This window comes from Altererythrobacter sp. H2, from assembly GCF_035319885.1.
Classification (GTDB): Bacteria; Pseudomonadota; Alphaproteobacteria; order Sphingomonadales; family Sphingomonadaceae; genus 34-65-8.
The window spans coordinates 2,732,389-2,758,160 of record NZ_CP141285.1; the positions used below are offsets into that span (position 1 = coordinate 2,732,389).

The 25,772-nt window shown below is 67.2% G+C and carries 34 protein-coding genes and 1 tRNA gene; 5 read left to right on the forward strand and 30 right to left on the reverse strand.

From position 1 onward, the window contains the following. Positions 1 to 44: 44 nt before the first annotated feature. The 7 genes from U4960_RS13525 to hisB all read right to left on the reverse strand — a co-directional run bounded on the left by U4960_RS13525 (position 45) and on the right by hisB (position 3,763). The gene (locus U4960_RS13525; protein ID WP_324263110.1) at positions 45 to 425 is read right to left on the reverse strand and encodes an HIT domain-containing protein; all 381 of its coding nucleotides are present in this window, start codon (positions 423 to 425) and stop codon (positions 45 to 47) included. Next, positions 425 to 739, reverse strand: a complete 315-nt coding sequence (locus tag U4960_RS13530) for a phosphoribosyl-ATP diphosphatase (protein WP_324261158.1) — start codon at positions 737 to 739, stop codon at positions 425 to 427. Before U4960_RS13530 ends, U4960_RS13525 begins: the two co-directional genes overlap by 1 nt. A 53-nt stretch (positions 740 to 792) precedes the next feature. Then, positions 793 to 966 (reverse strand): PEP-CTERM sorting domain-containing protein, encoded by a 174-nt coding sequence (locus U4960_RS13535; RefSeq protein ID WP_324261159.1) that lies wholly within the window; start codon positions 964 to 966, stop codon positions 793 to 795. Positions 967 to 1,041: 75 nt separating this feature from the next. Beyond that, entirely contained in the window at positions 1,042 to 1,809 is a 768-nt protein-coding gene (hisF, locus tag U4960_RS13540; protein WP_324261160.1) for an imidazole glycerol phosphate synthase subunit HisF, read from the reverse strand. After that, complete coding sequence (hisA, locus tag U4960_RS13545) at positions 1,806 to 2,540, reverse strand: 1-(5-phosphoribosyl)-5-[(5-phosphoribosylamino)methylideneamino]imidazole-4-carboxamide isomerase (RefSeq protein ID WP_324261161.1); 735 nt, start codon at positions 2,538 to 2,540, stop codon at positions 1,806 to 1,808. The genes hisF and hisA overlap by 4 nt, the downstream gene beginning before the upstream one ends. 10 nt (positions 2,541 to 2,550) lie before the next feature. Beyond that, on the reverse strand, positions 2,551 to 3,177 hold the full coding sequence (gene hisH, locus U4960_RS13550) for an imidazole glycerol phosphate synthase subunit HisH (protein ID WP_324261162.1): 627 nt from the start codon (positions 3,175 to 3,177) through the stop codon (positions 2,551 to 2,553). After that, on the reverse strand, positions 3,170 to 3,763 hold the full coding sequence (gene hisB / locus U4960_RS13555; protein ID WP_324261163.1) for an imidazoleglycerol-phosphate dehydratase HisB: 594 nt from the start codon (positions 3,761 to 3,763) through the stop codon (positions 3,170 to 3,172). Before hisB ends, hisH begins: the two co-directional genes overlap by 8 nt. Before the next feature lie 84 nt (positions 3,764 to 3,847). Here hisB and U4960_RS13560 point away from each other — a divergent pair, with 84 nt between their 5' ends. Both U4960_RS13560 and U4960_RS13565 read left to right on the forward strand, forming a co-directional pair. Continuing rightward, positions 3,848 to 4,333 carry an SspB family protein gene (locus tag U4960_RS13560; protein WP_324261164.1) on the forward strand — a complete coding sequence of 162 codons (486 nt, stop codon included), beginning with the start codon at positions 3,848 to 3,850 and terminating at the stop codon, positions 4,331 to 4,333. A 7-nt stretch (positions 4,334 to 4,340) separates the two neighbouring features. Continuing rightward, complete coding sequence (locus tag U4960_RS13565) at positions 4,341 to 4,640, forward strand: hypothetical protein (RefSeq protein WP_324261165.1); 300 nt, start codon at positions 4,341 to 4,343, stop codon at positions 4,638 to 4,640. On the opposite strand, the gene U4960_RS13570 is transcribed toward U4960_RS13565, so the two are convergent. Genes U4960_RS13570 through flgB form a run of 13 tightly spaced genes read right to left on the reverse strand, consistent with a single transcriptional unit; the run spans position 4,637 to position 14,237 of the window. After that, the gene (locus tag U4960_RS13570; RefSeq protein ID WP_324263111.1) at positions 4,637 to 5,476 is read right to left on the reverse strand and encodes a flagellar motor protein MotB; all 840 of its coding nucleotides are present in this window, start codon (positions 5,474 to 5,476) and stop codon (positions 4,637 to 4,639) included. The two genes, U4960_RS13565 and U4960_RS13570, sit on opposite strands and share 4 nt — an antisense overlap. 58 nt (positions 5,477 to 5,534) lie before the next feature. Then, positions 5,535 to 6,398 (reverse strand): flagellar motor stator protein MotA, encoded by an 864-nt coding sequence (motA, locus tag U4960_RS13575; RefSeq protein WP_324261166.1) that lies wholly within the window; start codon positions 6,396 to 6,398, stop codon positions 5,535 to 5,537. 19 nt (positions 6,399 to 6,417) lie between these two features. After that, entirely contained in the window at positions 6,418 to 7,347 is a 930-nt protein-coding gene (locus U4960_RS13580; protein ID WP_324261167.1) for a flagellar biosynthesis protein FlgL, read from the reverse strand. Next, positions 7,347 to 8,684 carry a flagellar hook-associated protein FlgK gene (gene flgK, locus U4960_RS13585; protein WP_324261168.1) on the reverse strand — a complete coding sequence of 446 codons (1,338 nt, stop codon included), beginning with the start codon at positions 8,682 to 8,684 and terminating at the stop codon, positions 7,347 to 7,349. The genes U4960_RS13580 and flgK overlap by 1 nt, the downstream gene beginning before the upstream one ends. A 6-nt stretch (positions 8,685 to 8,690) precedes the next feature. Further along, positions 8,691 to 8,975, reverse strand: coding sequence for a rod-binding protein (locus U4960_RS13590; protein ID WP_324261169.1), 285 nt, complete (start codon positions 8,973 to 8,975; stop codon positions 8,691 to 8,693). Then, complete coding sequence (locus U4960_RS13595; RefSeq protein ID WP_416379122.1) at positions 8,972 to 10,069, reverse strand: flagellar basal body P-ring protein FlgI; 1,098 nt, start codon at positions 10,067 to 10,069, stop codon at positions 8,972 to 8,974. Before U4960_RS13595 ends, U4960_RS13590 begins: the two co-directional genes overlap by 4 nt. Positions 10,070 to 10,080: 11 nt before the next feature. Next, positions 10,081 to 10,740: a flagellar basal body L-ring protein FlgH gene (locus U4960_RS13600; protein WP_324261171.1), complete on the reverse strand. Its 660-nt coding sequence runs from the start codon at positions 10,738 to 10,740 to the stop codon at positions 10,081 to 10,083. Positions 10,741 to 10,766: 26 nt separating this feature from the next. Beyond that, positions 10,767 to 11,555, reverse strand: a complete 789-nt coding sequence (flgG, locus tag U4960_RS13605; RefSeq protein WP_324261172.1) for a flagellar basal-body rod protein FlgG — start codon at positions 11,553 to 11,555, stop codon at positions 10,767 to 10,769. A gap of 26 nt (positions 11,556 to 11,581) precedes the next feature. Further along, the gene (locus U4960_RS13610) at positions 11,582 to 12,325 is read right to left on the reverse strand and encodes a flagellar basal body rod protein FlgF (protein ID WP_324261173.1); all 744 of its coding nucleotides are present in this window, start codon (positions 12,323 to 12,325) and stop codon (positions 11,582 to 11,584) included. Positions 12,326 to 12,330: 5 nt separating this feature from the next. After that, the gene (locus U4960_RS13615; protein ID WP_324261174.1) at positions 12,331 to 13,149 is read right to left on the reverse strand and encodes a flagellar hook-basal body protein; all 819 of its coding nucleotides are present in this window, start codon (positions 13,147 to 13,149) and stop codon (positions 12,331 to 12,333) included. Between the two features lie 10 nt (positions 13,150 to 13,159). Next, positions 13,160 to 13,480, reverse strand: a complete 321-nt coding sequence (locus tag U4960_RS13620; protein ID WP_324261175.1) for a flagellar hook assembly protein FlgD — start codon at positions 13,478 to 13,480, stop codon at positions 13,160 to 13,162. Positions 13,481 to 13,482: 2 nt separating this feature from the next. Further along, positions 13,483 to 13,887, reverse strand: coding sequence for a flagellar basal body rod protein FlgC (gene flgC / locus U4960_RS13625; RefSeq protein ID WP_324261176.1), 405 nt, complete (start codon positions 13,885 to 13,887; stop codon positions 13,483 to 13,485). A gap of 2 nt (positions 13,888 to 13,889) precedes the next feature. After that, positions 13,890 to 14,237, reverse strand: a complete 348-nt coding sequence (gene flgB, locus U4960_RS13630) for a flagellar basal body rod protein FlgB (protein WP_324261177.1) — start codon at positions 14,235 to 14,237, stop codon at positions 13,890 to 13,892. Between the two features lie 218 nt (positions 14,238 to 14,455). Here flgB and U4960_RS13635 point away from each other — a divergent pair, with 218 nt between their 5' ends. Then, on the forward strand, positions 14,456 to 15,118 hold the full coding sequence (locus tag U4960_RS13635) for a MotA/TolQ/ExbB proton channel family protein (protein ID WP_324261178.1): 663 nt from the start codon (positions 14,456 to 14,458) through the stop codon (positions 15,116 to 15,118). Further along, entirely contained in the window at positions 15,115 to 15,552 is a 438-nt protein-coding gene (locus U4960_RS13640) for a hypothetical protein (RefSeq protein ID WP_324261179.1), read from the forward strand. Before U4960_RS13635 ends, U4960_RS13640 begins: the two co-directional genes overlap by 4 nt. Here the strand turns inward: U4960_RS13640 and U4960_RS13645 are convergent. After that, complete coding sequence (locus U4960_RS13645) at positions 15,486 to 16,325, reverse strand: GGDEF domain-containing protein (protein WP_324261180.1); 840 nt, start codon at positions 16,323 to 16,325, stop codon at positions 15,486 to 15,488. The genes U4960_RS13640 and U4960_RS13645 overlap by 67 nt on opposite strands. A gap of 174 nt (positions 16,326 to 16,499) precedes the next feature. Between U4960_RS13645 and U4960_RS13650 the strand changes: the two genes are divergently transcribed. Continuing rightward, positions 16,500 to 17,009: a flagella basal body P-ring formation protein FlgA gene (locus tag U4960_RS13650; RefSeq protein ID WP_324261181.1), complete on the forward strand. Its 510-nt coding sequence runs from the start codon at positions 16,500 to 16,502 to the stop codon at positions 17,007 to 17,009. Positions 17,010 to 17,030: 21 nt separating this feature from the next. Here the strand turns inward: U4960_RS13650 and U4960_RS13655 are convergent, their stop codons facing one another. The 9 genes from U4960_RS13655 to U4960_RS13695 form a co-directional block, all read right to left on the reverse strand. After that, positions 17,031 to 17,945: an NAD-dependent epimerase/dehydratase family protein gene (locus U4960_RS13655; RefSeq protein WP_324261182.1), complete on the reverse strand. Its 915-nt coding sequence runs from the start codon at positions 17,943 to 17,945 to the stop codon at positions 17,031 to 17,033. Next, positions 17,942 to 19,075, reverse strand: coding sequence for a glutamate 5-kinase (proB, locus tag U4960_RS13660; RefSeq protein ID WP_324261183.1), 1,134 nt, complete (start codon positions 19,073 to 19,075; stop codon positions 17,942 to 17,944). The genes U4960_RS13655 and proB overlap by 4 nt, the downstream gene beginning before the upstream one ends. 42 nt (positions 19,076 to 19,117) lie before the next feature. Continuing rightward, a complete protein-coding gene (gene obgE, locus U4960_RS13665) occupies positions 19,118 to 20,176 on the reverse strand; it encodes a GTPase ObgE (RefSeq protein ID WP_324261184.1) in 1,059 nt (352 codons plus the stop codon). Positions 20,177 to 20,256: 80 nt separating this feature from the next. Further along, positions 20,257 to 20,332, reverse strand: a tRNA-Ala gene (locus tag U4960_RS13670). A 106-nt stretch (positions 20,333 to 20,438) separates the two neighbouring features. Beyond that, entirely contained in the window at positions 20,439 to 21,335 is an 897-nt protein-coding gene (locus U4960_RS13675; protein ID WP_324261185.1) for a hypothetical protein, read from the reverse strand. Between the two features lie 149 nt (positions 21,336 to 21,484). Continuing rightward, positions 21,485 to 22,231 carry a Bax inhibitor-1/YccA family protein gene (locus U4960_RS13680; RefSeq protein WP_324261186.1) on the reverse strand — a complete coding sequence of 249 codons (747 nt, stop codon included), beginning with the start codon at positions 22,229 to 22,231 and terminating at the stop codon, positions 21,485 to 21,487. A gap of 114 nt (positions 22,232 to 22,345) precedes the next feature. Further along, a complete protein-coding gene (locus U4960_RS13685; protein WP_324261187.1) occupies positions 22,346 to 23,167 on the reverse strand; it encodes a pyrroline-5-carboxylate reductase family protein in 822 nt (273 codons plus the stop codon). A 9-nt stretch (positions 23,168 to 23,176) separates the two neighbouring features. Beyond that, positions 23,177 to 23,683, reverse strand: coding sequence for a YbjN domain-containing protein (locus tag U4960_RS13690; protein ID WP_324261188.1), 507 nt, complete (start codon positions 23,681 to 23,683; stop codon positions 23,177 to 23,179). 144 nt (positions 23,684 to 23,827) lie between these two features. After that, the gene (locus U4960_RS13695; protein ID WP_324261189.1) at positions 23,828 to 25,648 is read right to left on the reverse strand and encodes a tetratricopeptide repeat protein; all 1,821 of its coding nucleotides are present in this window, start codon (positions 25,646 to 25,648) and stop codon (positions 23,828 to 23,830) included. Between the last annotated feature and the right edge of the window lie 124 nt (positions 25,649 to 25,772).

A 25,772-nucleotide genomic window follows, 5' to 3' on the forward strand; every position in this document is an offset into this window, starting at 1 on the left:
GGCTGAATGGCCGACGAAATGCGTTGAGCGACGCTACGAAAAGCTCAGCGCCGCACCAGCATCGGCCCCAGCGGGTGCCCGCCGAAGATGTGCACATGGAAGTGCGGCACTTCCTGATGCCCGTGCCCGCCAATATTGGCGAGCAGGCGATAGCCCGGCTCGACGAGGCCCTTCTCCCGCGCGACATGGCCGACCGCGCGGACAAAACCGGCGATTTCCTCGGCACTGGCGCGGGCGGAGAAATCATCCCAGCTGACGTAGCGGCCCTTGGGAATCACCAGGGTATGGATCGCCGCCTGCGGGTTGATATCCTCGAAGGCATAGGCCCATTCATCGTCATACACCTTGGTAGACGGGATCTGGCCCCGCAGGATCTTCGCGAATATGTTGTTGTCGTCGTAAGGCTGGGTCGCGTCGATTGCCATCATTCGCTCCTGCTTGCTTTTTCGACCAGGCCGGACACGCCTTCCCTCCGGTCAAGCTCTGCCATGACCTCGGCCAGAGGCACGCCCTTTTCGGCCAACAGCACGGTGAGGTGGAACAGAAGGTCGGCAGCTTCGCCGACCAGTTCCTCGCGGCTGCCGGAGAGCGCGGCGATAACCGTCTCGACCGCTTCCTCGCCCAGCTTTCGCGCGATCACCGGCAGGCCGCGTGCGTGCAGCTTGGCGACGTAACTCGCGTCCGGATCGGCGGCGAGCCGGGCTGTGACGGTCTGTTCGAGGCGGGTCAGGGTGTCCATGCGCCGTGCATGGAAGCAGTGCGCGTGCCAGTCAATCCGGCATCAATCACGGCTTATTCGTCGTCAGGGTTCCGGCGGGCGCGCGAAAAGCGGCGGCCAATCGCCACCCCGGCGAGGCCAAGCGCGAACAGTGCCAGGTTGCTCGGCTCAGGGATCTGCACCCCGGCGAAAGCCTGGGCGGAAGCCGGCAGTGTGATCAGGAGAATCGCGAAGGGGAGGTACCGCATGGTCTGGCCAAGCACCAACTGCCTGCGCAGGGCAAACGGGATTTCAGCCCCGTCCCGCAATGGGGCGGGCGCAATTCAGGCCCGCGCGGGCAAACCTGCCGCACGCAAGGCGGCGTGCGCCTCGCCAATCGTATGCTGGCCGAAATGGAAGATGCTGGCCGCCAGCACCGCGCTGGCATGGCCGCGGGTCACGCCTTCGACCATATGCGCCAGCGTGCCGACCCCGCCGCTGGCGATGACCGGCACTGGCACCGAATCCGCAATCGCGCGGGTCAGCTCGACGTCATACCCGTCGCGGGTGCCGTCGGAATCCATTGAGGTAACCAGCAATTCGCCCGCGCCCAGCTGCGCCAGCCGGACCGCGTGCTCGACCGCGTCGATCCCGGTCGCCTTGCGCCCGCCGTGGGTGAACACCTCCCACCCGCGCATGCCCTCACTGGCAATCCGCGCATCGACGCTGGCGACGACGCACTGGCTGCCGAACTTCTCCGCGATTTCGCTGACCAGCTCGGGCCGAGAGACCGCCGCGCTGTTGACTGCGACCTTGTCTGCCCCGGCCAGCAGGAGCGCCCGCGCATCCTCCACGCTGCGCACCCCGCCACCCACGGTCAGCGGCATGAAGCACACCTCGGCCGTGCGCCGGACCATGTCGAGCAGTGTGCCGCGCCCTTCGTGGCTGGCGGAAATGTCGAGGAAGCACAGCTCGTCCGCCCCCGCCGCGTCATAGGCCCGCGCCGCCTCGACCGGATCGCCGGCATCGCGCAGGTCGACGAAGTTCACGCCCTTGACCACGCGGCCATCGGCCACGTCGAGACAGGGGATGACACGGACACGGACAGTCATGGCTGAGCTCTTCCCGCCATCTCGATCGCCGCCGCCAGATCGAGCTTGCCCTCATAGAGCGCCCGCCCGGTAATCACGCCCTCGATCCCGTCGCTGGCGTGCATCGACAGGACGTAGATGTCGTCCAGGCCCTTGACCCCGCCGCTGGCGATCACCGGGATATCGACCCGGCGGGCCAGCTCCACGGTGGCGTCGATGTTGACGCCCTTGAGCAGGCCATCGCGGCCGATATCGGTGAACAGCAGACTGGCGACGCCCGCGTCCTCGAACCGCCGGGCAAGATCCACCACCGGCACGTCGGACACTTCGGCCCAGCCCTCGGTTGCGACCATGCCGTCCTTCGCGTCCACCGCGACCACGATCCCGCGGGGAAAGTGCTTCGCCATGTCCTTGACGAAATCCGGGTCCTTGAGCGCAGCCGAGCCCATCACCACCCGGGCCACGCCCAGATCGAACCAGCCCTCGACCGCTTCGCGCGTGCGGATGCCGCCGCCCAGTTGCACGTAGCCGGGAAACGCCGCGACGATCGCCTCGACCGCTGCGCGATTCTCTGCCCGCCCGGCGAAAGAGCCGTCGAGGTCGACCACGTGCAGGTGCTCGGCCCCGGCCTCGGCAAAGAGCAGCGCCTGCGCCGCCGGATTATCACCGTAGACGGTGGCGCGGGCCATATCGCCCTCGGCCAGGCGCACGACCTGACCGGCCTTGAGGTCGATAGCAGGGAAGACGATCATCTCGGAAACCTCACGGCCGCCACTCCAGAAACCGTTCCAGCAGCGCGAGGCCGAAACCCTGGCTCTTCTCCGGGTGGAACTGCACGCCGAGGTAATTGTCCCGCCCGACCGCCGCGACCAGCCCGCCGCCGTGGTCGGTCATCGCCAGCACATCTTCATGATAGCGCGCCTTGAAATGGAAAGAGTGGAGGAAATAGGCCTCGCCCGCGTTCACCACTTCGTGTCCGCGCGCGTGCGGCATCGGAGCGACGTCGTTCCAGCCCATGTGCGGCACCTTCACGCTGGGGTCGGTCGGCTCGATCAGGCGGACGGTGCCGTCGATCCAGCCGAGGCCGGCCGTCTCGCCATGCTCCAGCCCGCGCGCGGCCAGCAATTGCATCCCCACACAGATGCCGAGGAACGGTGCGCCGCCGACGAAGACCCGCTCGTGCATCGCCTCGATCACCCCCGGCACAGCCCGCAGCCCTTCGGCGCAGGCCCGGAAGCTGCCCACGCCGGGCAGGACAATCCGGTCGGCCGCCCGGATCACGTCCGGGTCCGACGTCAGCGAGACATTCGCCCCCACCTTGCGCAGCGCGTTCTCGACTGAGTGCAGGTTGCCCGCGCCGTAATCAACGAGCGCGGTGACTTCACCCACCGAGCTGCCCCTTGGTGCTGGGAATTGCCCCGCCCTTGCGCGGATCACGCTCCACCGCCTGCCGCATCGCCCGGGCAAAGCCCTTGTAGATGCTTTCGCAGATGTGGTGGTTGTTGCTGCCGTAGAGCAGTTCGATATGCAGCGTCAGCCCGGCGGTCTGCGCAACCGAATGGAACCAGTGCTCGATCAGCTCGGTGTCCCACTCACCCAGCCGCATCTGGGTGAAACCTGCCCGCCAGACGAGATAGGGCCGCCCGGAAATGTCCAGCGCGACCCGGCTCAGCGTCTCGTCCATCGGCGAATAGGCAGTGCCGTAACGCCCGATCCCGCCCTTGTCGCCCAGCGCCTGCACCAGCGCCTGGCCCAATGCGAGCGCGCTGTCCTCGGTCGTATGGTGCTGGTCGACATGGAGGTCACCTTCGACCTTCATCGTCACGTCGATCAGGGAATGGCGGCTGAACTGCTCGACCATATGGTCGAGAAAGCCGATCCCGGTGTGGATGTCATAGGCGCCCGTCCCGTCGAGATTGACCTCGACAAGGATCTTCGTTTCCGCCGTGTTGCGTTCGATCCGGCCTGTTCGCATGATGGCCGCGCTATAGGGGGAAAGCGTGATGGTGCAAGCATTCTGCGCTTGACCGCGCGCCGCCACCCCGCCACCTAGCACCCCATGAGCGAGACGCCCGACAGCCTGATCCCCTACGACGAAATCGTGCAGGAGGCCCTGCGCGCAGTGGTCGGCCGGGTGCTGGGTGAGGTCGAGCGCGGCGGGGGCAACCTGCCGGGCAACCACCACTTCTACATCACCTTCAAGACCGCGGCCCCGGGCGTGCGCATCCCGCCACACCTGACCGAACGCTTCCCTGACGAAATGACGATCGTGCTGCAGAACAAGTTCTGGGACCTGGCGGTGACCGAGGACGGTTTCCAGGTCGGCCTCAGCTTCAACCAGGTGCCGAGCAAGCTGGAAATTCCGTTCTCCGCCATCACCGCGTTCGTCGATCCGGCGGTCGATTTCGGGCTCCAGTTCCAGGCCAGTGTGGCCGACATGGCGCCCGAGGCACATGACGATGCCGAAAACGATACGCCGGACAGCCCGGTTGGCCCGGGTGACGGTTCCAACGTCGTCACCGTCGACTTCGGACGCAAGAAGTAGGCCCGGCGTGGCCCGGCCGCCCGCCAAGCCGGAATCCGGGAACGGCCTGCTGGCCAACCCGGCCGTTGCTGCGCTGGTGACCGACATAGCCCTGAAAGCCGGAATCTTCGTCGTCCGGCGGGGGGTCGATCGCCTGCTTGGCCAGACGGCGCAGGCTGAAAAGCCGCGCAAGAAGAGCAAGATGCTGGCAATCGCGGTGCCGGTTGCCGCCATCGCGGGAACGGGCGCGCTCGCGCGGTTCCTGTACCACCGCAGCCAGTCACGCCGGGAACGTCTGGCGCGAATCCCCCCCAAGTCCGGGCGTTAGTCCACCACCAGCAACGACATGCGCCGGTTGCGCGGGTCGGCAGGGTCATCCGGCACCAGAGGTTCGCGCTCAGCCACCCCTTCGATCCGCTCGAAGCGGGTCTCGGCAATCCCGCGTCGGCGCAGTTCCTGCCGGGTTGCCTCGGCCCTTCCGGCAGAGAGCGACCAGTTGCTCGCGCCTGAACCGGCCCGCCATGGCAGGGCATCGGTATGGCCGCGCACGATCAGGCGCGAGCCATCGTCACCGATCGCCCCCGCCACCACCCCGATCAGTTCGCGGGCTTCGGGCACCAGCACGGTTGTGCCGAGCGCGAACATGGAGAATTCGGCATCGTCCATCAGGTCGATCCGTACGCCCCGCAAGGTGCGCACGACCTTGACCTGGCGAACCAGCCTGCTCAGGTCTTCGCGGGCGCGCAGGCGCTGCTCGATCCGGGCCTGCAAGGCGGCTCTGCGGGCCTCGGCTTCCTCGGCGCTGGCAGAACCGTCTTTCTCCGGCCCACCCCGCGCGCTGCGCGGAATGGTGATCGTCTGGTTGCCCGTCTGCCCTTGCCGGTTGGGATAATTGTCAACGTCGGTGATCGACGAGCCACCCAGCATCCCGTCTGCCCCAGCGCTCTGCTCGCGCATCTTGACCAGCGTGGGGGTGAAATAGTCGGCCAGCCCCTTGCGCTGCGTCTCTGTCGTCGCGCCCAGCAGCCACAGGAGCAGGAAGAAGGCCATCATCGCGGTGACAAAGTCGGCATAGGCGACCTTCCAGGCCCCGCCGTGATGTCCGCCGGCCACGATCGTGACCTTGCGCACGATCACCGGCGCTGGCCCGGCAGCATGGGGAATGCTGGCGGAGGAGGGGGCTACTGCGTCACCGGTGTCGATCAGGGTCTCGACCGTCACCTCATCGCCCTCGCATCAGGTCGAGCAGCTCGGTCAGGCGCGGTCGGTGTGCCGGGGGCAGGCCCGAACGCGCCGCCTCCAGCACCAGTGGCTGCGGGTAGCCATGGAGCGAGGCAATCACCACCTGCTTGATCGAATGGTATATCTGCTGGTCATGCGCGTTGACCTGCTTCAACCGCCCGGCCATCGGCCCGACGAAACCGTAGGCCAGCAACACGCCCAGGAAGGTGCCGACCAGGGCAGAGCCGATCATCCCGCCCAGCACCGCGGGTGGTTCGTCGATCGAGCCCATGGTCTTGATCACCCCAAGCACCGCCGCAACGATGCCGAGTGCCGGAAGCCCGTCCGACAAGGACTGAAGCGCATGCGCAGGCTCATCCATTTCGTGCAGCTCGCTCTTGATCGCGTTGTCCATCACGTCTTCGACCGCGTGGGTTTCCAGCGTGCCGCTGGAGACCACCAGCAGGGTGAGTGCATCGCACAGCAGGTTGCAGACCGGCGGATCGCCCTGCAGGCGCGGGTATTCAGAGAAAATCGCGGAGTTCTGCGGCTCCGTAACATGGCTCTCCAGCGCCACCGCGCCTTCCGCACGCAGGATCTTCATCAACCGGCTGGACAGCGCGATTGCATCAATATGGTCCTGATCGGTGAAGCGCGGCCCCTTGAACACCTTCACAAGGGCACCGCCCAGCAGTTTCAGCTCGTGCATCGAGTTGCCGATGACCGTCGCGCCCAGGGCCGCACCGCCGATGATGAGCATCTCGAACGGCAGCGCCGCCAGCACCGGGCCGAGCGATCCCCCGGCGATGACAAAGCCGCCAAAGACCATGACCAGCAGAATAACGATACCGATAGCAGCGAACATTGGGATTCCTTGTCGAATATCAGAGCCGGTCGAACAGGCTGAGCGAGGCAAGACGGGCGTAACTCGCCTGGCTCGCTTCAAGCGTAGTCATGACCTGTTGCAGGCGGGAAATGGTGGCAGCGAGATCGGCCCCGCCGACCTCGGTGGCTTCAAGCGCCCGCGCCTCGCCCGACTGGCTGGCGATCGCTTCGACTGTCTCGACCCAGGCAAGGCGGCTGCCGACCCCGGTCTGCCCCCGGCCCAGGCTTTCCAGCGCGGCGTCGAACCCGGAAAGACTTTCACGCGCAGCACCAGCCGGATCGCCCGCTGCGCCGCGCAGGCCCTGTTCGAGCCCGCCGAGCAAGACGAAGACGTCGCTGGAGCCGCCGCTGTTCTCGAACGACAGGAAGGCCGGCCCTGCCAGCCCCCGCTGCACGACAATGCCGGGGCCGATCTCCAGTTCGCCAGCCTCGCCGCTGCCGGCGTAAGTGACGGAACCGTCTGCCGCTCTGGTGTATGCCGCGCCCGCGCCCTCGCCTGCGAACAGCGGTTCGCCGGCCGCACCAGTGGCATTGGCGAGCGTGAACAGGGTATCGCGCAAGGCGGCGATCTCGGTCGCGATGGCGGCCCGCCCCTGAGGTGAAGTCGCGCCATTGGCCGCCAGCAACGCCAGTTCGCGCGCCCGGACAAGGGTGCTGGCCATCTCGTCCATCCGCGAAGAGGCAGCGCCGAGTTCCTCCCGGGCGCGCAGGGCATTGCCCGCTTCGACCCCGGCGAGGCGATCGGCGCGGGCGAGCGAACGCAGGCGGGCGGCGGCAACGGGGTCATCCGAGGACCGCTCGAGCCGCTGCCCGGTGGCAACCTGACGCTGCAGGCCCTCGGCCTCACCTCGCAGCGACGCCTGCTGCGCTTGGGCATTCCGGTGGAAACCCGGTCCGGAAATTCCGGAAATCGACGTCGATATCGTCATCAGCGGATCCCCAGAATCGTGTCAAAAATTTCAGCAGCGGTCTGGATGACGCGGCCCGAGGCCTGGAACGCCTGCTGGAAGCGCAGCAGGTTGGCCGCTTCGGCATCGAGGTCGACCGCAGTTTCGCGGGACAGGGCAGCGTTTGCGCTTGCGGCCACGGTTGCCAGCACTTCGTGGCTCACGGTTCGCCCGGCCACAGTTTGCGAGAGGCGCGACAGCAGCGCATCGGCAGCGGCGCTCGGCCCGCCCGTGGCAAGCGCGCTTCGCAGCGCATCGAGGTTGCCCGTAGAGCGGCTCTGTAACCCGGCCCCGGCCGGAGCGGTCGCCAGACCTGCGCCATCGGGCAGCACCATGGCGATGTCGCGGGCCGAGGCTCCGGCAAAGAACGCCTGCCCGGCACCCCCGACAGGTGTGGTGCCAGCAGCCTGCGCGGCGTTGACCAGCGTCACCAGTTGCACGGCCAGCGCATCGAGTTCACCGCGCGCGTCGCGCTGGGCGGCAAGCGCCTGCGCCTGCCCCGCCAAGGCACCGCCCGCCATTGCCACCGGCGCGCCGCCGAGCGTGAAAGCCAGGGTGCCATCGGGCTGCGCCTGAGCGTCGAGCGCGGCAGCCGTGGTGCCGCTCACCAGATAAGGACCTGAGCCATCGCCCAGCCGCACGTTGACGGTGCCACGCTGACCATGTTCGACGGTAATGCCCGTACTTTGCGCCAGCCGGCCCAGCAGCGCATCGCGCCGGTCCAGCAAGGCGGCATGGCCCGAGGTGCCTTCGCGGGCGCGCAGCAGGCTCTCATTGAGGCGGGCCAGTTCGCCCGCGTCGGCGTTGAGGCTGGCGACGCCCGCCTGGCCTGCGAACCGCGCGGCCTCCATCGCACCTGCCAGCCCGCTGTCGCCCAGCCGCACGCTGTCGGCAAGCACCCGCCCACGCTCCAGCACGGCTGCGCGCAACGAAGGGCTGAGCGGATCGCTACGCAGCGCGCCGAGGGCCGCTTCGAATTCCACCAGCGCCGGGTAGATGCCCGCCTGTTCGACCGACCGTTCCGCTGCAAGCAGGCCATCCAGCTCGGCGCTGGCGCGGGCAAGGTCGCTGCCGGACTGGCGCGCCTGCGCGAACAGCATCGTCGCTTCGCTGCGCGCGACGCGGTCAATCCGCACCCCGCTGCCACCAGTGAAACCTTGCGCGAAAGCAACCGCCCCGTTGGGGGTCAGGTCCGCCAGGGCAAGGCTGCGGCGCGCGTAATCGGCATTGCCCGCGTTGGCGATATTCTGCCCGCTCAGCTCAAGCGCCGCGCGCGCAGCCATGGCCCCGTTCTGGCCAATCTGAAGGAGGTTGGCCATGGCCGCCTAGCCGCCCTGCTGCCGGACCATGGCGGAAAGCTGCCGCTCGATCTGGTCAGCCAGGCCGAAGCCACGGCTCTTGGCGGCAATATCGGCCACGTGCTCGTCGCGCATCGCCGTAAACTGTTCGAGGCCGGGGCCGGAGAACGGTGTCTCGCCCGCCAGCGAGCTGTCGCGCGCAGCAGCCAGCAGGCGCCGGACGAAGATCGCCTCGAAGGCCTGTGCCGCTTCGCGCAATTCGTTGCGTTCAGGGGCGCGGGCGGGGCCAGAGCTGATCGGCGCGATCGTCACAGGATCACCATTTCTGCCTGCAAGGCCCCGGCCTGCCGCAGCGCTTCCAGGATCACGACCAGGTCCGATGCGCCCACGCCCAGCAGGTTGAGCGCGGCGACGACATCGGAAAGCGAGGCCGCGCCAGGCATCTCGATCAGGGCGCCGCCCTGCTCTTCCACCACGATGGTGCTCGCTTCCTCCACCGCCGTTTCGCCCTGGCTGAACGGCGCAGGCTGAACCACGGCCGGGGCCTCATCGATCCGGATGGTCAGCTTGCCGTGGCTGATCGCCGCGGGGTTCAGGCGCACTGCCTGGTTGATGACTACCGTCCCGGTGCGGCTGTTGACGATTACCCGCGCGGCCTGAGGCGCCGGGGTCACCTCCAGCATCTCGATTTCGGCCATCACGGCAGAGCGCGCATCCCGGCCGAACGGCATGACAATGGCGAGCGACACCGCGTCAAGCATTTGCGCCGCGCCGGGAAAGCGCGCGTTGATGGCGTCGCGCACCCGCTGGGCGGTCAGGAAATCGGCATTGTGCAGATTGAAGTTGAGCTGCCCTTCGGTATCGAACCCGGTCGCCACGGCGCGCTCCACGCTGGCACCGCTGGCGATGCGGCCCACTGTCGGCACGTTGACCGTCAGTTGCGAACCGTCCTTGCCCGATACGCCCAGCCCGCCGACGGCAACATTGCCCTGCGCCATGGCGTAGATCTGCCCGTCCGCGCCATAGAGCGGAGTCAGGATCAGCGCCCCGCCGCGTAAGGATTTGGCCTTGCCCATGGTCGAAACGGTGATGTCGATGCGCTGCCCCGGTTTGGCGAAGGCAGGCAGCTCGGCCGTGACGATCACCGCGGCGGCGTTTTTCAGCCCCGGCGAAATCCCCGGCGGAAGGGGCATTCCCAGCCGGCCAGAGACGCCCTTCATTGCTTCGGTCAGATAGGCGAGGTTGTCATCACCGGTCCCTTGCAGGCCGACGACCACGCCATACCCGGTCAGCTGGTTGGCGCGCACGCCATCGAAGGTGCCCAGATCGCGCACCCGCTCGGCCTGGGCAAGCGTGGGCGCCAGCAGAGCCAGCAAAGCGAGCAACGAAGCGAACAGACGGCGCATCATGGCCCCCTTCAGAACGGCGAAATGAGGTTGAAAAAGCGCGACAGCCAGCCCGGCTTGCTCGCCTGCTGGATCGCGCCCTGCCCGGAATAATTGATCCGCGCGTCGGCCACCTGGGTGGAGAGCACGCGGTTGTCGCCATCGATATCCGCCAGCCGCACGATCCCGGCGAACTGGACCCATTCCCTGCCCTGGCTCAGTGACATGTGCCGTTCTCCGGTGATCAGTGCGGTGCCATTGGGGCGGACTTCGGCGATAGTCACCGCGATCGCGCCATTCAGGGTGCTGCGCTGCGACGCGCTGCCCCCACCCTTGAACGACGAATCCGCCGCAGCCTTAAGGGCTTCAGGGTTGAGGAATGACAATGGGCCGGCAGTCGGCGGAGTCACGCCGAAGGATCCGTTCTTCGCGGTCTGTGCCGATGTGCTCTTGGATGTGCCGATGCTTTCGACCAGCACCACGGTGACCAGATCGCCCACCCGGCGGGCGCGCTGCCCTTCGTGCAGCCCGGCATAACCATTGGCCGCCTGGAAGATCGCACCGTTGGCCGCCACGGGCGGAGCCACGAGAACGGGTGTGGGCGGGGCAAAGCCGGGATGCGGCCCTGCCCCGCCCATGCCGCAGGCACCGAGCAGCGGCAGGAGAACAAGAAAAGCGGACTGGCGGATCATGGCGGATATCCTCCCCGGGAAGCGGGTCAAAGCGTCTGGTTGGCGTTGCGCAGCATTTCATCGACCGCGCTGATCATCTTGGAATTGATTTCGTAGGCCCGCTGCGCCTCGATCATGGCGACCAGTTCCTCGACCACGTTGACGTTCGAGGCCTCCAGCATTCCCTGACGGATCGAACCGCGGCCGGCCTCTCCGGCAGGGCCGATCTCGGCCGCGCCGCTGGCAGCGGTTTCAACCAGGAAATTGTCCCCGATCGCCTGCAGCCCGGCAGGGTTGGCAAAGCTGGCAACGGTCAGCTGGCCCAGCTCGGTCGGCTCAGCCTCGCCCTGCAACACGGCAGTGACGGTGCCATCGGGAGAAACGGTGATCGACTGCGCGCCTTGCGGCACTTCGATCGCAGGCTGGACGGGATAGCCCTGAGCGGTGACCAGCTGGCCGGTCGCACTCAGGGTGAAGTTGCCCGCGCGGGTATAGCCCTGCTGGCCGCCCGGAAGCTCGACCTGGAACAGCCCGTCGCCATCGAGCGCCAGGTCGAGCGCATTGCCGGTGGTGTTGAGCGTGCCTTGCGTATTGATCCGAGTGGTGCCCTGGACCGAAACCCCGTTACCGAGGTTGAGCCCGATGGCATAAGCCGTCTCGCCGGTGGAACGCTGCCCCGCGACGCGGGTATCCTGATAGGCCAGCGTCTGGAAATCGGCCCGGTCGCGCTTGAAGCCGCTGGTCCCGACGTTGGCCAGGTTGTTGGCGATGACGCGCATCCGCGCATCCTGGGCCTCAAGCCCGGTGCGGGCGACGTGCAGGGCAGAAGTGGGCATGGTCGGTTCCTTTCAGGAAAAACGGTTCAACCGCGCAGCGACATCAGGCGCGCGCCGGACTGGCTCAGATCGCTGGCGGTGGAGAGAATGCGGGCGCGCTGTTCGAACGCGCGCTGCGCCTCGACCATCTGCACCAGCGTGGTGGCAGTATCGACATTCGACCCTTCGAGCGCGCCCGAGACGATCCGGGCAGTCGGGTCATCCGGCAACACGCCGCCGCCGGGCACGCGCAGGAAGCCGTCAATGTCCTTCAGGATCGCGCTGCCGGTGGGATCGACCAGCTTCAGCCGCGCCACTTCCTGCGGCGGAATGTCCGGCGCGGCCGGATCGCGCGCCAGCACTGCGCCATCTTCGGCAATCGAAAGCTCTGCGCCAAGGGGCACGGTAATCGGCCCGCCCTCACCCAGCACCGGCAAGCCATCGCCGTTTTCCAACACGCCGGTGGCGGCCACTCGCAGGTCCCCGCGACGGGTGTAGATTTCCCCGCCATCGGCGGCCTGCAAGGCCATGAGCGACTGGCCGACCAGCGCAATATCGAGCGGCTGGCCAGTCTGGCGGACAGTCCCGCCCGCCATGTTCGCACCGTGGACGGCCCCCTGCGCCATGCTGCGCGCTTCGAGCTGGCCGCCCTTCACCGTGACCGGGGTGACCGAAAATTCCTCTGCGCGAAAGCCCGTGGTCGAAGCATTGGCGAGATTGTTCGCCACCACCCGCTGCCGGTCCATCGCGGCAGTCATGCCGGTCATGGCGGTGTAGATCAGCCGGTCCATTGCGCTCAGCTCCGCAGGTTGATGATGGTCTGGGAAATCTGGGTGGCGGTATCGATGGCCTTGGCGTTCGCCTGGAAATTGCGCTGCGCGGTGATCAACGCGACCATCTCTTCGGCCAGGTCCACATTGGACCGCTCCAGCGCACCGGACATGATCTGGCCGGCGCGCCCGACGGTGGGCGTCGTGAAGGTCGGCGCACCGGACAGGCCGGTCGCCTCCCACCGGCTCGAGCCGATCGACCTCAGGCCATCGGAAGCAACGAAGTTGGCAATGGCGACCCGCCCGACAGCCTCGATGCTGCCGTCGGCATAGGCGGCAAGCACCACCCCGTTGCGTTCGATGGTGAGGTTGGCAAGTTCCGCCCCCGCTGCGTTCACGACCGGCACCTGCCCGTCAATCACGGTGCCTGGTGCAGTTACCGCACCGCTCGGGTCGGTCGGGGTCAGCTGCAGGCGCGCACCGGTTGCGTCGGTCAGGGTTCCCGCATCATCGATACGGAAATTGCCGTTGCGGGTGAAGAAGGTCTCGCCCGTTTCGGCATTGCGGACAGCGAAGAAGCCGTCGCCGTCGATGGCAAGATCGAGGCTGCGCCCGGTCTGCTCGATACCGCCCAGCGCAAAATTCTGCGTGACCGCAGACACGGTCGCGCCAATTCCAGTCGCCAGCCGCGGGTTGGACAGCGAGCCGTTGGCGACCAGATCGGCGAAGTGAGCGTTCGACTTCTTGAACCCGTTGGTTTCGGCATTGGCAATATTGTGGGCGATCACGCCGAGATCGGTCTCGGCATTGCGCAGCCCGTTCAGGGAAGTGTAAAATGACGACATGGCTGGCTCCTCAGCTGATGGTCGGTTGGGGAAGGGAAAGCGCGGCGGCCCGTTCCTGCGCCGCAATCAGCGCGTCGAGCTTTTCGGAAATTTCGCCAAGGCGCGCATTGGCGCTGGTGCTGCCGGCCAGGGCGGAGAACTGCGCCAGCTGAGCCAGCATGTCCTTGTTGTCGACCGGCTCGAGCGGGTCCTGCTGGCTCAGTTGCACGGTCAGCAGGCGCAGGAAATCGCCCTCGCCCAGATTGCCCATGGCACTTTGCGGACGGGCGGCGCCGGGCGCATTGAGCGCCGCGAGTGCGGGATTGACGGCATTGGCAGTGGCAGGGGCCATGTTCAGGAACTCCTCATTGTATCGAGCATCAGTTGCTTCGCGGTCTGGAGCGCCTCGACCAGGTTCTGATAATTGCGGGCGCTGTCCATGATTTCGACCATCTCGCCGGTCTCATCGACCGGTGCTTCCCAGACGTACCCTTCGGCATCGGCCAGCGGGTGGTCGGGATCGTGGCGGCGGATCGGGCTCGCCTCGCCCGGCGTGATAGCGGACACCCGCACCGAGCTGAGGCCGGTGGCGCGATCAACTTCGGCAGCGAACACCGGGCGGATCGGGCGATAGGCCCCCGGCTCGCTTCCGGAGACCGAGCCGGCGTTGGCCAGGTTCGAAGTGGCGGCGTTCAGGCGCACCATCTGCGCCGACATGCCGCGCTGAACCATGGTGAACAGGCTGGCGGGATTGCTCATCGCTATTCCCCCTTCAAGGCGCGCTTGAGGGTGTCAGCACGGCCCTGAAGGAACGACAGCGTGGCGCTGTAAGCCACCGCGTTCTCGGCAAAGGCCATCTGCTCTTCCGCCAGGTCCACCGTATTGCCATCGGCCGCAGCCATCAGCGGCACGCGAAAGCGCAGGCTGCCCTCGACCGCGCGGGCGGTGTCGGCGCCGCCGGTGCGGGCCGCCAGCGCGCTGGCAAAGTCCATGTCACGCGCCTTGAACCCCGGCGTCGAGGCATTGGCGATGTTGGCGGTAAGCAGGCCCATGCGCTGCGAACGCAGTTCCAGCGCCGCGCCGTGGATACCGAACAGTCTCTCGCTCATGGCCTTAGTGCCTTTCGCAGCTTCGCCCCGGAGGGCCGTCGGCATACGTTCAGCAAAGGCCGTGCCAATTCGGATTTCGAGACGGTTTGCCGGGTAACGCGCGCCTCGGGCGGCAAACCCCTGCCGCACCGGTTGCAGGCCCGGCAGCGCACTGCCGCCCCTAAATGATCGCTCCGCGCCAGCCGTTCTGACTGTCAGACCTTGCCGGGAGTGAACCATTGGAAAGCCTGTACCTGTTCGACCCGGCAAGCGCGGCGCTGGTGGCGGGGGGCACCCTGCTGGGCACCCTGGTACGCTCCGGCTGGCGCGACACCGCCCTGACCCTGCGCACCATTGCCGCGCTGGCAACGCCCGCCTTCGACCAGGCGAAGGCGCGCGCCACCCTCGCTGCCGAAGTCGAGACCATCCGGCATGACGGGTTGCTCCGCGCGCAGATCCACCCGGTCGACGATGAGGAACTGACCGCAGCCACAGCCGCCCTTGCCCGCTACCGCTCGGTCGATGCTCTGGTGGCGGAGCATGAGCAGTATCGTGCCGCCCGGGAACTGCGGCGTGCCAGTGCGCTGCGCACGCTCGAATATGCCGCCGAACTTGGCCCCGTGTTCGGGCTGATCGGCACGCTGATCGGGCTGGGGCAGCTGCCGGCCAGCGGCCTCGACAGCGAAGGCGCGGTGATGACGGCGGTCTCGACCGCTATCCTGACCACGCTTTACGGCCTGCTGGTTGCGCACCTGCTGATCCTGCCGCTTGCCGGGATGATCGAGCGGCGCGGCCGGGCCGACGAGGATGGCCGGGAGCACCTGATTGCCTGGCTCGCCGCGCAGGTGGGGCCAGCCTGCCCCAACGCACGAACCCCGGCGCCCGCAGAGCTGGCCGCATGACAGGCAGGGGCATCCCCGCGTGGCAGGTGGTGCTATCGGACCTGGCGCTGATCCTGTTCCTGACGACCCTGGCCGCGCTCGCCCGAATGCCGGAGGGCGCGGGCACATTACCGGTCGCAGCGGAGCGATCGAGCGAAATGGCGGTCTACCGCGACGGAGCGGGCGGCCTGACCTTGGTGCAATGGCTGGCGCAGGAGCAGCCGGACGCGCGCGTGCAGGTGACCGTGCTTGGCCGGTTCGCACCCGCCGATTTCGCCCCGGTGTCGGAGCGGGCGGAGCGGCTGGCGTTGCAGGTGCAGCAGCTGGGCCACGCACCGCGGCTGGTGCTTGAACCGGGCAGCGGCAGCGAAGTCATCGTTTCGCTGGCTTACGATGCGCCGGCATTGTCCCAGGCGCAAACGACACGGTTGCGGCCCGATTCCTTGGCCCGGTAAAGCGCGGCATCAGCGCGCGCCAGTGCCGCCCGGGGGCCAGCTTCGGCCAGCACATCGGCAATCCCGGCGGAAAAGCTGATCGTCCCGATCGACTGTTTGGTCTGCCGCGAAATGAAGCGGCGCGCGGCCAGGGCCCGGCGTACCGTTTCCAGCCGCGCGAAGGAATCCCCGCGCGCCAGTCCACGCAGGAGCAGGACGAACTCCTCTCCGCCATGGCGGGCGACGAAGCAACCATCGGCCGCACATTCGCCCAGCATCGCCGCAACTGCGCGCAGCAGCCCGTCGCCGGTCTCATGGCCGAACCGATCGTTGACGCTCTTGAACCGGTCGATATCGCAGATCGCCACGTGCAGCGCGCTTCCTTCGGAACGGGCTTTCTCGATGGCCTGGGTATATTCGCGCTCGAACGCCCGGCGGTTCGGCAACCCGGTCAGGCAGTCGACGTTCGCCTCCCGTCGGGCTTGCTCGAGATCGACCCGTAACTGGTCGGTTTCGGCCTGGCTGCGGAGCATGTTGCGCTCGATCTGGCCCAGGGTGGCCAGCATGGCCCGCGCCAGATCCACAATCTGCCGCGTGGAAGGATCGGGGGCCAGCCCTTCGGCAACATCGATCTGGTTGCGGAACTGCTGCTGGCACGCCCCGGTCTGGTCGCTGGCGCGCGATGCCGTTTCGGAAAAGCGGCGGATGGCCTCTTCCAGCCGGTCGAACAGGGGCTCAATGCCGCTGGCGGACGCCTGACCGGTGAAAGCGGAATCGGGATCGTGCAAACCCATCGGCGGTGGCTCCGTGCGCCACTCCGGGGCAACGGGCCCTCGGTAGTGCGGTGCGGCAGTCGAATGCCAGATGATGGTTAACACGATGGCGGCACGCCGTTAGGCACCACTCCCTAGGTGAAGCTGGCACAGACTTTGCTGCGGTTGCGGGACGTGTTGAATGGAGAAACAACCATGTTCCGATCAATCATCCTGCCCGCACTTTCGGCCCTGGCGGCCCCGGCGGTGGCACAAAGCACCCCTATCCCGCACGCAGAACTGGATCGGATCGTTGCCCGGTTTACCGGCATGGCGATCGGCCAGCCGGGCGGGGCACGCGAGCCGGTGGATCGCCGCCTGAGGTTGCGGGCTTGCGGATCGGATCCGGTTGCTTCCTGGCATGGCGCTCCGGGCCGGACGGTGCAGATCGCCTGCCCGGATGGCGGTGGCTGGCGGATTTTCGTCAATCTGGTGGTTGGCCCCGCAACCACGAGCCGGCAACCTGCCGTCCGCCGGGGCGAAAGCCTGACAGTCGCAGTGACCGGCAGGGGGTTTACCGTCCGCCGCACCGCACAAGCGCTGTCGGCCGGAGCGGTCGGAGACTGGATCCCGGTCCGCACCTCGGACGGCAGTGAGCCCGTCCGCGCCCGGCTGGTCCAGCCCGGACTGGCCGAGATTCCGCTGGACGGGAGTCAGGGCGGGTAACGCACCGCAACGCCTTGCGGCTTATGTGAGCCAGCCCTTTTCCCGATACCAGCGGGCCGTGCCCTTCAGCCCCGCCCGCGTGGGCACACGCGGGGTCCATATGTCCGGGGGAACGCTGCGGGCTGGATCGCACACCCAGTCCGGGTGGACCATGTAGCGGACCCGATCAGCCGTCAGCTTCGCCTTGTCGCGCCGGAATGTGCGGTCAAGGCGGGCAAGGCGCGCCAGTGCCCGGGCGGAAAGGTGCGGCACCCACGGCCTGGTGCCTACCGCCCAGCCGATCGTGCGGGCCAGTTCGCGATGGCTCCAGCCCTGCTCGCGGCCGTCGTCGGGCTCGAACAACTCACCCGTAACCCCCTCGCCACCAGGCAGCAGGGCCACCAGCAATTCGGCCAGATCATGCACATGGATGAGCGAAGTGCGCCCGGGCGGCGGCATGGGCACAAACCCGCGCCGGGCCATGCGGAACAGCTCGAACATGTCCTTGTCGCGCGGGCCATAGACAGCGGGCGGTCGCACAGTGGTCCAGTCCAGTCCGCTCGCGGCGACGATCTTTTCCGCCTTCGCCTTGGAAGCGCCATAGGCCGAAAGCTCCGGCTCGCGCGCGGCCAGCGAGGACACGAAGACGAACCGCTTCACACCCGCCTTGCGTGCGGCTTCCACCAGCGCCAGTGTACCGGCCACATTGGCCGCGTCCAGATCGGCCGGATCATGAGCGGTCGTCAGCCCGGCAATGTGGAGCACGGCTTCGGTCCCCGTGAGGAGGTGCGCCAGGGCCTGCGGATCGGACAGGCTGCCGGGTATCCAGTCAACAAAAGCGTGTGTTTCCGCAGGCACCGTGCGGGCGAGCGCGCGTGCCAGCACCTTCTTGCGCGCCAGCACATCGAGGACGGCCTGTCCGACGAACCCGGTCGCGCCGGTCAGCGCGATCGTCACAGCAGCACCATGTGGTCGCGGTGAACAACACAGCTGCGCGGCGCATAGCCGAGCAAGGCGGCCTGTTCGCTTTCGCGCTTGCCGGCAATCGCCATGCAATCGTGCGCGTCATACTCGCTCAGACCCTGCGCCAGCGCCTTGCCCCTGAGATCGCAGATCTTGACAAGGTCGCCCCGGCGGAAGCTGCCGGAAACCCCGATTATGCCGGCCGCCAGCAGGCTGGCACCCTTGCCCAGCGCATCGGCGCATCCGGCATCGACCCGCAATGTGCCTGACGCTGCCATCCGCCCCCCCAGCCAGGCCTTGCGTGCCCGGTCACTGCGCTGGGGCAGGAACAGGGTGCCCAGGCATGTCGTCAATGCGGTGGAGACAGGCTGCTCGTGAATGCCGTTGATGATCGCGAGGGATATCCCCGCGCGTTCGGCAATCTGCGCCGCCTGCAGCTTGGATGCCATCCCGCCCGAGCCAAGGCCGGAAGACGATGCGCTGCTGGCCATGGCCATGATTGCAGGCGTGATCCCGTCCACCGTGGGCACCAGCACCGCGCCCGGCTCGCGCGGGTCACTGTCGTACAGGCCATCGACGTCGGACAGGAGCACCACGGCATCGGCATCCGCCGCCTGCGCCACGCGGGCAGCCAGCCGGTCATTGTCGCCGAACCGGATTTCCTCGGTCGCTACACTGTCGTTCTCGTTGATGACCGGCACGGCCCCCGCTTCCAGAAGCCGGGCCAGCGTGGCAGAGACATTGAGATAACGGCGGCGATCTTCCAGATCGGCCAGGGTGAGCAGCAGCTGCGCGGCCGGAATCCCATGCCCGCCCAGGCTATCGGTCCACAGACCCGCCAGTTCAATCTGGCCCACCGCCGCTGCCGCCTGTGCATCGGCCAGGCTGCGCCGCCCCCGCTCGGGCAAGCCCAGTCGCACCGCGCCAAGCGCAATCGCGCCAGAGCTGACCACGATCACTTCCGTGCCGCTGCGCCGCAAGGCAGCAATGTCCTGTACCAGCGAGACGAGCCACGCCTCCCGCGCCCGGCCGGCGCCGTCCACCAGCAGCGACGAGCCGACCTTGAGCACGAGGCGCCGGCAGATAGCCGGGTCGGCCAGTTGAGAGAGCGCAGTCAAAGGCATCGCGCGCCGCTTATCGCCTGCGCGCGGTTGCGGCTAGCCCCCTCAGATCGGCGACCAGTCTCCGCCATCGTCGGGCACGTCCTCGCGCTCGGCCCCTTTGGTTTCGGTCGAGGTGCGGTCGGGCAGGTAGCCGAGCACTGCGTCAAGCAACTTGTCGACCCCGGCCCCGGTGGCGCCGGAGATCGCGAACACCTTGTCCGCGCCTGCCGCCAGCAGTTCATCGGCAAAGCCTTCCCCCAGCTCGCGGTCTGCCAGGTCGAGCTTGTTGAGCACCACCAGCCGGGCCTTGTCGGCCAGGCCGGCGCCGTAGGCCTCCAGTTCGGCCTGGATCACCTGCATCGCTTCGACCGGATCGGTGCCGGAGATATCGATCAGATGGATCAGCACCCGGCATCGTTCGATGTGACCCAGGAACCGGTCACCAATCCCGGCCCCGTCTGCCGCGCCTTCAATCAGGCCCGGAATGTCCGCGAGCACGAATTCGCGCCCTCGGTGGCGCACCACGCCCAGCTTGGGCACCAGCGTGGTGAAGGCATAATCGCCCACTTTGGCCCCGGCGTTGGACACCTGGTTGATGAAGGTGCTCTTGCCTGCGTTCGGCAGGCCCAGCAGGCCGACGTCAGCGAGCAGCTTCAGCCGCAGCCAGACCCACATTTCCTGCCCCGCCTCTCCCGGCTGGTGCTGCCGGGGCGCGCGATTGGTGCTGGTCTTGTAACTGGCGTTGCCGCGCCCGCCCATCCCGCCTTCGAGGAAGACCATCCGCTGGCCGACTTCGGTGAAGTCTGCCAGCACCTCTTCCTTGTCCTCCGACAGGATCTGCGTGCCGACCGGAACCGGGATGATCAGATCGGGCGCGCCCGCACCGGTCCGGTCCTTGCCCATGCCGTGCGAGCCGCGCAGAGCCTTGAAATGCTGGGCGTAGCGGAAGTCGATCAGCGTGTTGAGACCGGGCACCGCTTCGAACACGATGTCCCCGCCCTTGCCGCCGTTGCCACCGTCCGGCCCGCCGTATTCAACGTATTTCTCGCGTCGGAACGACACGGCACCTGGGCCGCCGCCGCCGGATTTGAGATAGATTTTTGCTTGATCAAGGAAATGCATGTCGGGTGTCTAACGGGTCTGAGGGCTGATGTCGCCTGTAGTGTCTCGACGGGGCTCGACACGAACGGAGTTCAGGCCACTGGTGGAGCCGAGGGGGATCGAACCCCTGACCTCGTCATTGCGAACGACGCGCTCTCCCATCTGAGCTACGGCCCCGTTCCAGTCCTGAAGCGGCACGGTCATGCCCTCGCCGCGAGCGGGCGCTTTACCGAAATGCCGCCACACTGCAAAGAGGGTATTCGCCGCCCCGAAGCGGAGCGGGTCAGTTCGCCCCGTTGGGGTTATCGAGCACCGGCTGGATTATCGGGGTTGCTTCCTGCGTCGGATCAACCGGCAGAACAGGCACGGCCAGCCCGGTTTCCGGATCGACCACCGAGCCGCCACCCTGGATCGCTTGAAGTGTCGTCAGCGAGGGGTCGCCTCCGCCTGCATCGATCAGGGCCTCCAGCCGAGCCTGCTGGACCGCGACATAGCCCGGCTGCGATGCGCCATATCGCGCGCCATACCGTGTATCCCAGTCAGCCGAGGCACGCTCGTACTGCTCGTAGGCGCGGAAGAAATTGTCGAACGGCTGCAGGATCGTGGGGAAATAGACCCGCGCAAATTCCGTGTAGTCAGACTTCGGGCTGGCGAGCGAGGCATTGGCCATGGCGAGCGCGGCGTTGCAGAACTCGCCGCGTGCTGCCGGCAAGGCGAAGAAGTTATAGACCATGGTCATGCGCTTGTCGCGCTCCCGGTGGCCGGCCTGGGTTCCGCCATGCTGCCGCCGGTAGGACTGGTCAATCCGGCTGTTGATTGCCGAAAGCGTGCGAGACTGGTCCTTCAGGAAGGCGCGGTAGCCATCCAGGATCGCCGTATGTTCGGCATCGACACAGTTGAGCGCAGCCACGTTCCAGGCCGCGCGCAGGTTCCACGCCTTCTCGTCATCCGACAAACCATAATTGACGGTGAGGCGGGATCCGTCGGGCGCAACCGGAGGAATGGCCATGAGGTAGGCCGCGCCATTGGGCGGGATCGGGCGCGAAGGGATGATCTCGGCCTGGACCGGCGGCGGAGGAGGCGGAGGGGGCGGCGGCGGAGGCGTTGCGCATCCGGCCAGTGCCGCAACTCCGGCGGCCACAGCCATGATCTTCACGCCTGCGCGATTGGTGCGCTCCATCTGGTTTCGTCTCCCGGTCATATGTGCAATCGTGCGCCCGCGATGCTTTCGCCGCGCTTAAGCATCCTGTCTACCGCGCTTCTCCGGCAAAGAAAATGCCCGGAGCGCACTTGGCGCCCCGGGCACGATGAAGCGAATCCTGTGTGCGACTATTCGCGGTTGCCGAACAGGCGCAGGATGAACAGGAACATGTTGATGAAGTCGAGGTAGAGGCTCAGCGCACCCATGATCACGGCCTTGCCCGCGAACTCGGTGCCCTTGAGCACGGCATACTCTTCCTTCAGCCGCTGGGTATCGTAGGCGGTCAGACCAGCAAAAATCAGCACGCCGAGTACGCTCACTGCCAGGCCCAGGGGGCCGGACTGGAAGAAGAACGTGTTGAGCAGGCTCGCCACGATCAGGCCGACCACACCCATCACCAGGAAGCTGCCCCAGCCACTGAGGTTCTTCTTGGTGGTGTAGCCCCACAGGCTGAGCCCGGCAAAGGCCGCAGCCGCCGAGAAGAATGCGACCGCGATCGAGCCCTGGGTATAGACCAGGAACAGGGTGGAGAGCGACAGGCCCATCAGCGTCGCAAAGCCCCAGAACAGGATCTGAAGCGTGGCCTTGCTGAACTTGTTGGCGCCAAAGCTCATGGCGAACACGATGGCGAGCGGCGAGAGCGCCACCAGCCACATCATCGGTCCGCTGGCAAAGGTCATGGCCAGGCCCGAATTTGCGGTAAGCATGGCGACAATAGCCGTGAGCAGCACGCCGGAAGTCATGTAGTTGTAGATGGCCAGCATATGCCGGCGCAGGCCCTCGTCAAACGTGGTCCGTGCGTCGAGGCCGCCGAGGCTGCCGGGGGTCGCACCGAATCCCGTCTGTTTGGGGCGGGGTTCGTTCCATTGAGCCATTTCGATCCAAACTCCTTAGAGGCTGACCGTCAGAATGGACGGCCGCCGTAGCCGCAATATCATGTTTCCTGCCCGCGTTTTCAAGCAAAACCGGACGGGCCGTCTTGACGGGCGTTAACCCTCGCCCCGTGCAGTGCGCGCCATTTCCTCACCGCGGTCACGGGCCGCGCGCAGGGTATCGCGCACCAGCAGATCGAGTGCCTTGCCGCGATCGAGCACGTCATACCCGCGCTGGGTCATTCCTCCGGGGCTTGCGACCCGCCGCGCCAGTTCGGCCGGTGAATGCGGCGATCCGGCGGCCAGAGCCCCTGCACCCTCAACCATGGCCACCGCCAGCCGTCCGGCCTGATCCGGCTCCAGCCCGAGCGCCGCCGCCCCCTTCGCCAGCGCCTGGATAAAGCGGAACAGAAAACCGGGTCCTGATCCAGCGAGCGCGGTGACCAGTTCAAACTGGCTCTCGTCATCCAGCCATTCGGCACTGCCCAGAGCTGCTGCCAGGGCGGTGACCTTGTCACGCAGCGGCGTGCTGAGCCCTTGCGCAACCAGCGCATTGGGCGACTTGCGCAGGGCCACGGCGAGATTGGGCATCAGCCGCACGATTCCGCCCGTGCGGGGAAACCGCTGCCGCAAGCTGGCCAGTTCCACCCCTGCCAGGATGGAAACCAGCATCGTTTCCGGCCCCAGCAGCGGTTCAAGCTGCGGCGTCACAGCGTCCAGCATCTGCGGCTTGACCCCCAGCACGACCGCAGCGAACGGACCCTGCGGCACTGCCGTGCAAAACTGCACCCCGGCAGGGGCAGGCTTGAGCCGGGGATTGTAAATGGCAAAATCTTCGGCCGCCATCCCGGAGGCCAGCCAACCTTCCAGCATCGCAGCTGCCATGTTGCCGTAACCGAACAGCAGGATCGGGGTGCTCGCCATGTCAGCCTCCATCATTGGGGAGGATTAGGCCTCGCCAGCAGCATCGACAAGCGCCGCATCGAGCGCTTCGCGCGGGCTCTTGTCGCCCCACAGCACGAACTGGAAGGCGGGATAGAACCGGTCACATTCGTCGACCGCCGTTTCCACCAGCGCCTGGGCCTGGTCCAGCCCCAGCAAACCGTCACTGCCCAGCATGACCCCGTGCCGGTACAGCAGGACCTTGCCATTGGACCAGATGTCGAAATGGCCGAGCCAGACCTGTTCGTTGACCAGGGCCAGCAGCTCGTTGGCATCGCGCCGCTTGGCGTCGGACACGCGGATATCGGGCAGGCACAGCAATTGCAGCACCCGGTCTTCCGGGCGCCAGATCCCGCGCAGCTGGTAGTTGGCCCAGCTGCCCTGGATTTCACCGCTGATCTCATCATCCCCGACCGATTCGAACGGCCAGCCCCGCGCATCGAACAGCGCGGCCAGCATGTCGAGCGGAGCAGCGTCATGACCGCCGGAGTCGCTGTCGTCGGCCGCTCTCATGCGGGGGGTGTTCTGGTACTGGGCATCGCCACGGGATACCGCGAGGTTGCGGGGGAGCGCCATTGGCGGGGCCGGAACCGCTGGGGACAACCTTAATGGTCTGTTCAAACCCTGTGCAAAACCCGTAGCGCGCGTCGGTGGCTGTCAGGGAAGGCGATCAACCGCCTGGCCTGCCTCGCTGGTAAAGGTAAACCCGTCGAGCCCTTCCTTCTTAAGCGCCGCGAGGGCAGCATTGGCCGCGCGCGCAGAGTCGTAGGGCCCGGCCAGCAGACGGTTCGCCTGCCCCCAGGGCGTGACGTGCGGCGTCAGCTTGCCGAGCACATCGGGCGCCTTCCCTGCGAAGCGCCGCCAGTCGAAACGGAGCGCAGCCTTGTCGCGCCCGGTGGCCAACTGGACCCAGTGCCGGCTGGGATGCGACGGCGGAGGGGGCGGCTTGGCCGCAACCGGTTCCGGCTTCTTCTCGATCTCGCGGGGCGGCTTGATGCGGGTGATGTCCACCGCGTCAGGCGCGCGGGCGACAACCGGCAAAGGCGCGGTAGCCAGATCGGCGAACGCGTCTGCGACCCGCGCTGGGGCTGGTTGCGGAGCGGGATCAGGCGTTGCAGCAGGCGCCGCCATTGTCGCGGGCAGCAGCAATGCCGGAGGCGCGGAGGCGGCCAGATCCTGCTGCGCCGGGACCGGCGGGCCGGCAACGCGGGCAAGATCGAAGCCCGGCTGCGGCATGGTAATGGTAGCAGACGCCGGCTCCGGTGCTGAGGTGGCGACCTGGACCTGAACTGGTGGCTGCACTGGTGCCGGGGTTTGGACCGGGGTCTGAACGGGCTGAGTCGTGGCGGCCGGGGCAGGCGCTGGCTGCGCGGCTGCTACCGGGGGAAGTTCCTGCACGGTGCTGGCCTGCTGAAGCACAGGTTGCGCGGGCGCTGGCGGCAAGGATTGCTGTGCCGGTGGCGCCGCCACGGGTGCTGCCGCCGGCGTTGCCCGCGCGACGGTCGCGACGACCGGGGCCCGGACCGGCGCTTCTTCCACCCGGCTTGCGCGGCGGCCCGGGCGGCGACGCTGGGCGGCACTCTCGGTGCGGGTGGCAGCAGCGACTGCCTGCCCGCCGAGGGGGCGGCCACTGGGCGCCAACGCCGCATCGGCTGACCGGACAGTGCCGGTCGATGCGCGGTAAGCGGCAATGGCGGGATCATCCCGCCCGATCTGGGCGGCGCGCGGAAAGCTGCCCAGATTGGCCGCTGCCGCCTGCTGCGCCGGAGTCAGGCGGCGCATGAAATTGAGGTAGGGCGATATCCGCGCCGCCAGATCGGCGGGCATGACCGCCTCGGTGATGGCGATCGCTTCCTTTTCCTCGCCCAGTATCGCCAATGCAAAAGCGCGGGTGCGATAGGCAGCAAAATCCTGCTTCTCGAGCAACGGATAGAGCGTTCGCTCAAAACCTTCGCGGTTGCCCTGGATGGCCTGGCTCAGGGCCAGGCGGCGGCGCACCTCGTCCGCATTGTCACCGGTCAGCGCGCGGGCATATTCCTGCTGCGCGGCTGCATTGTCACCCACCAGATCGTAGGCGAGGCCGCGATCCGCCGCCATGGTCTGGCTTGAAGCACCGGCCTGCTCGGCGGCCCGGTAAAACTCGATCGCTTCAACCGGGCGATCGGAGCGCAGGTAGGCACCGGCAAGCCCGAGCTTCGCCTGTGCATTGCCCGGCTGGATTTCCTGCGCCCGGGTGAAAAAGCCCACTGCCGCCTCGACATCGTCCAGCCGCAGCGAGGCAAAACCGGCATCGAGCAGCGCATCGAGATCGCGGGCATTGCGAGAGATGCGGCGCAGGGCAGAATTGAGCTCACCGACCGCGGGAGATGGCAAGGGCTGGACAACCGCACGCGAACCGTCGCGCGCGGTCTGCGCCGCAGCAGGGTTGGCCAGCAGCGCGGCTGTGGCGATCAGAACAAGAAGTTTCCCGTGCATCATGACCCGTTTAGCCGGGTGTCGGCCGGGCAGACAATCCGCCCCGCCGTACCCGCTCGTAGTAAAGCACCGGTGTGTCGCACCTGCGCTGAACCGGAACGGAACGACGCGCGCCGGGAATGCTCGG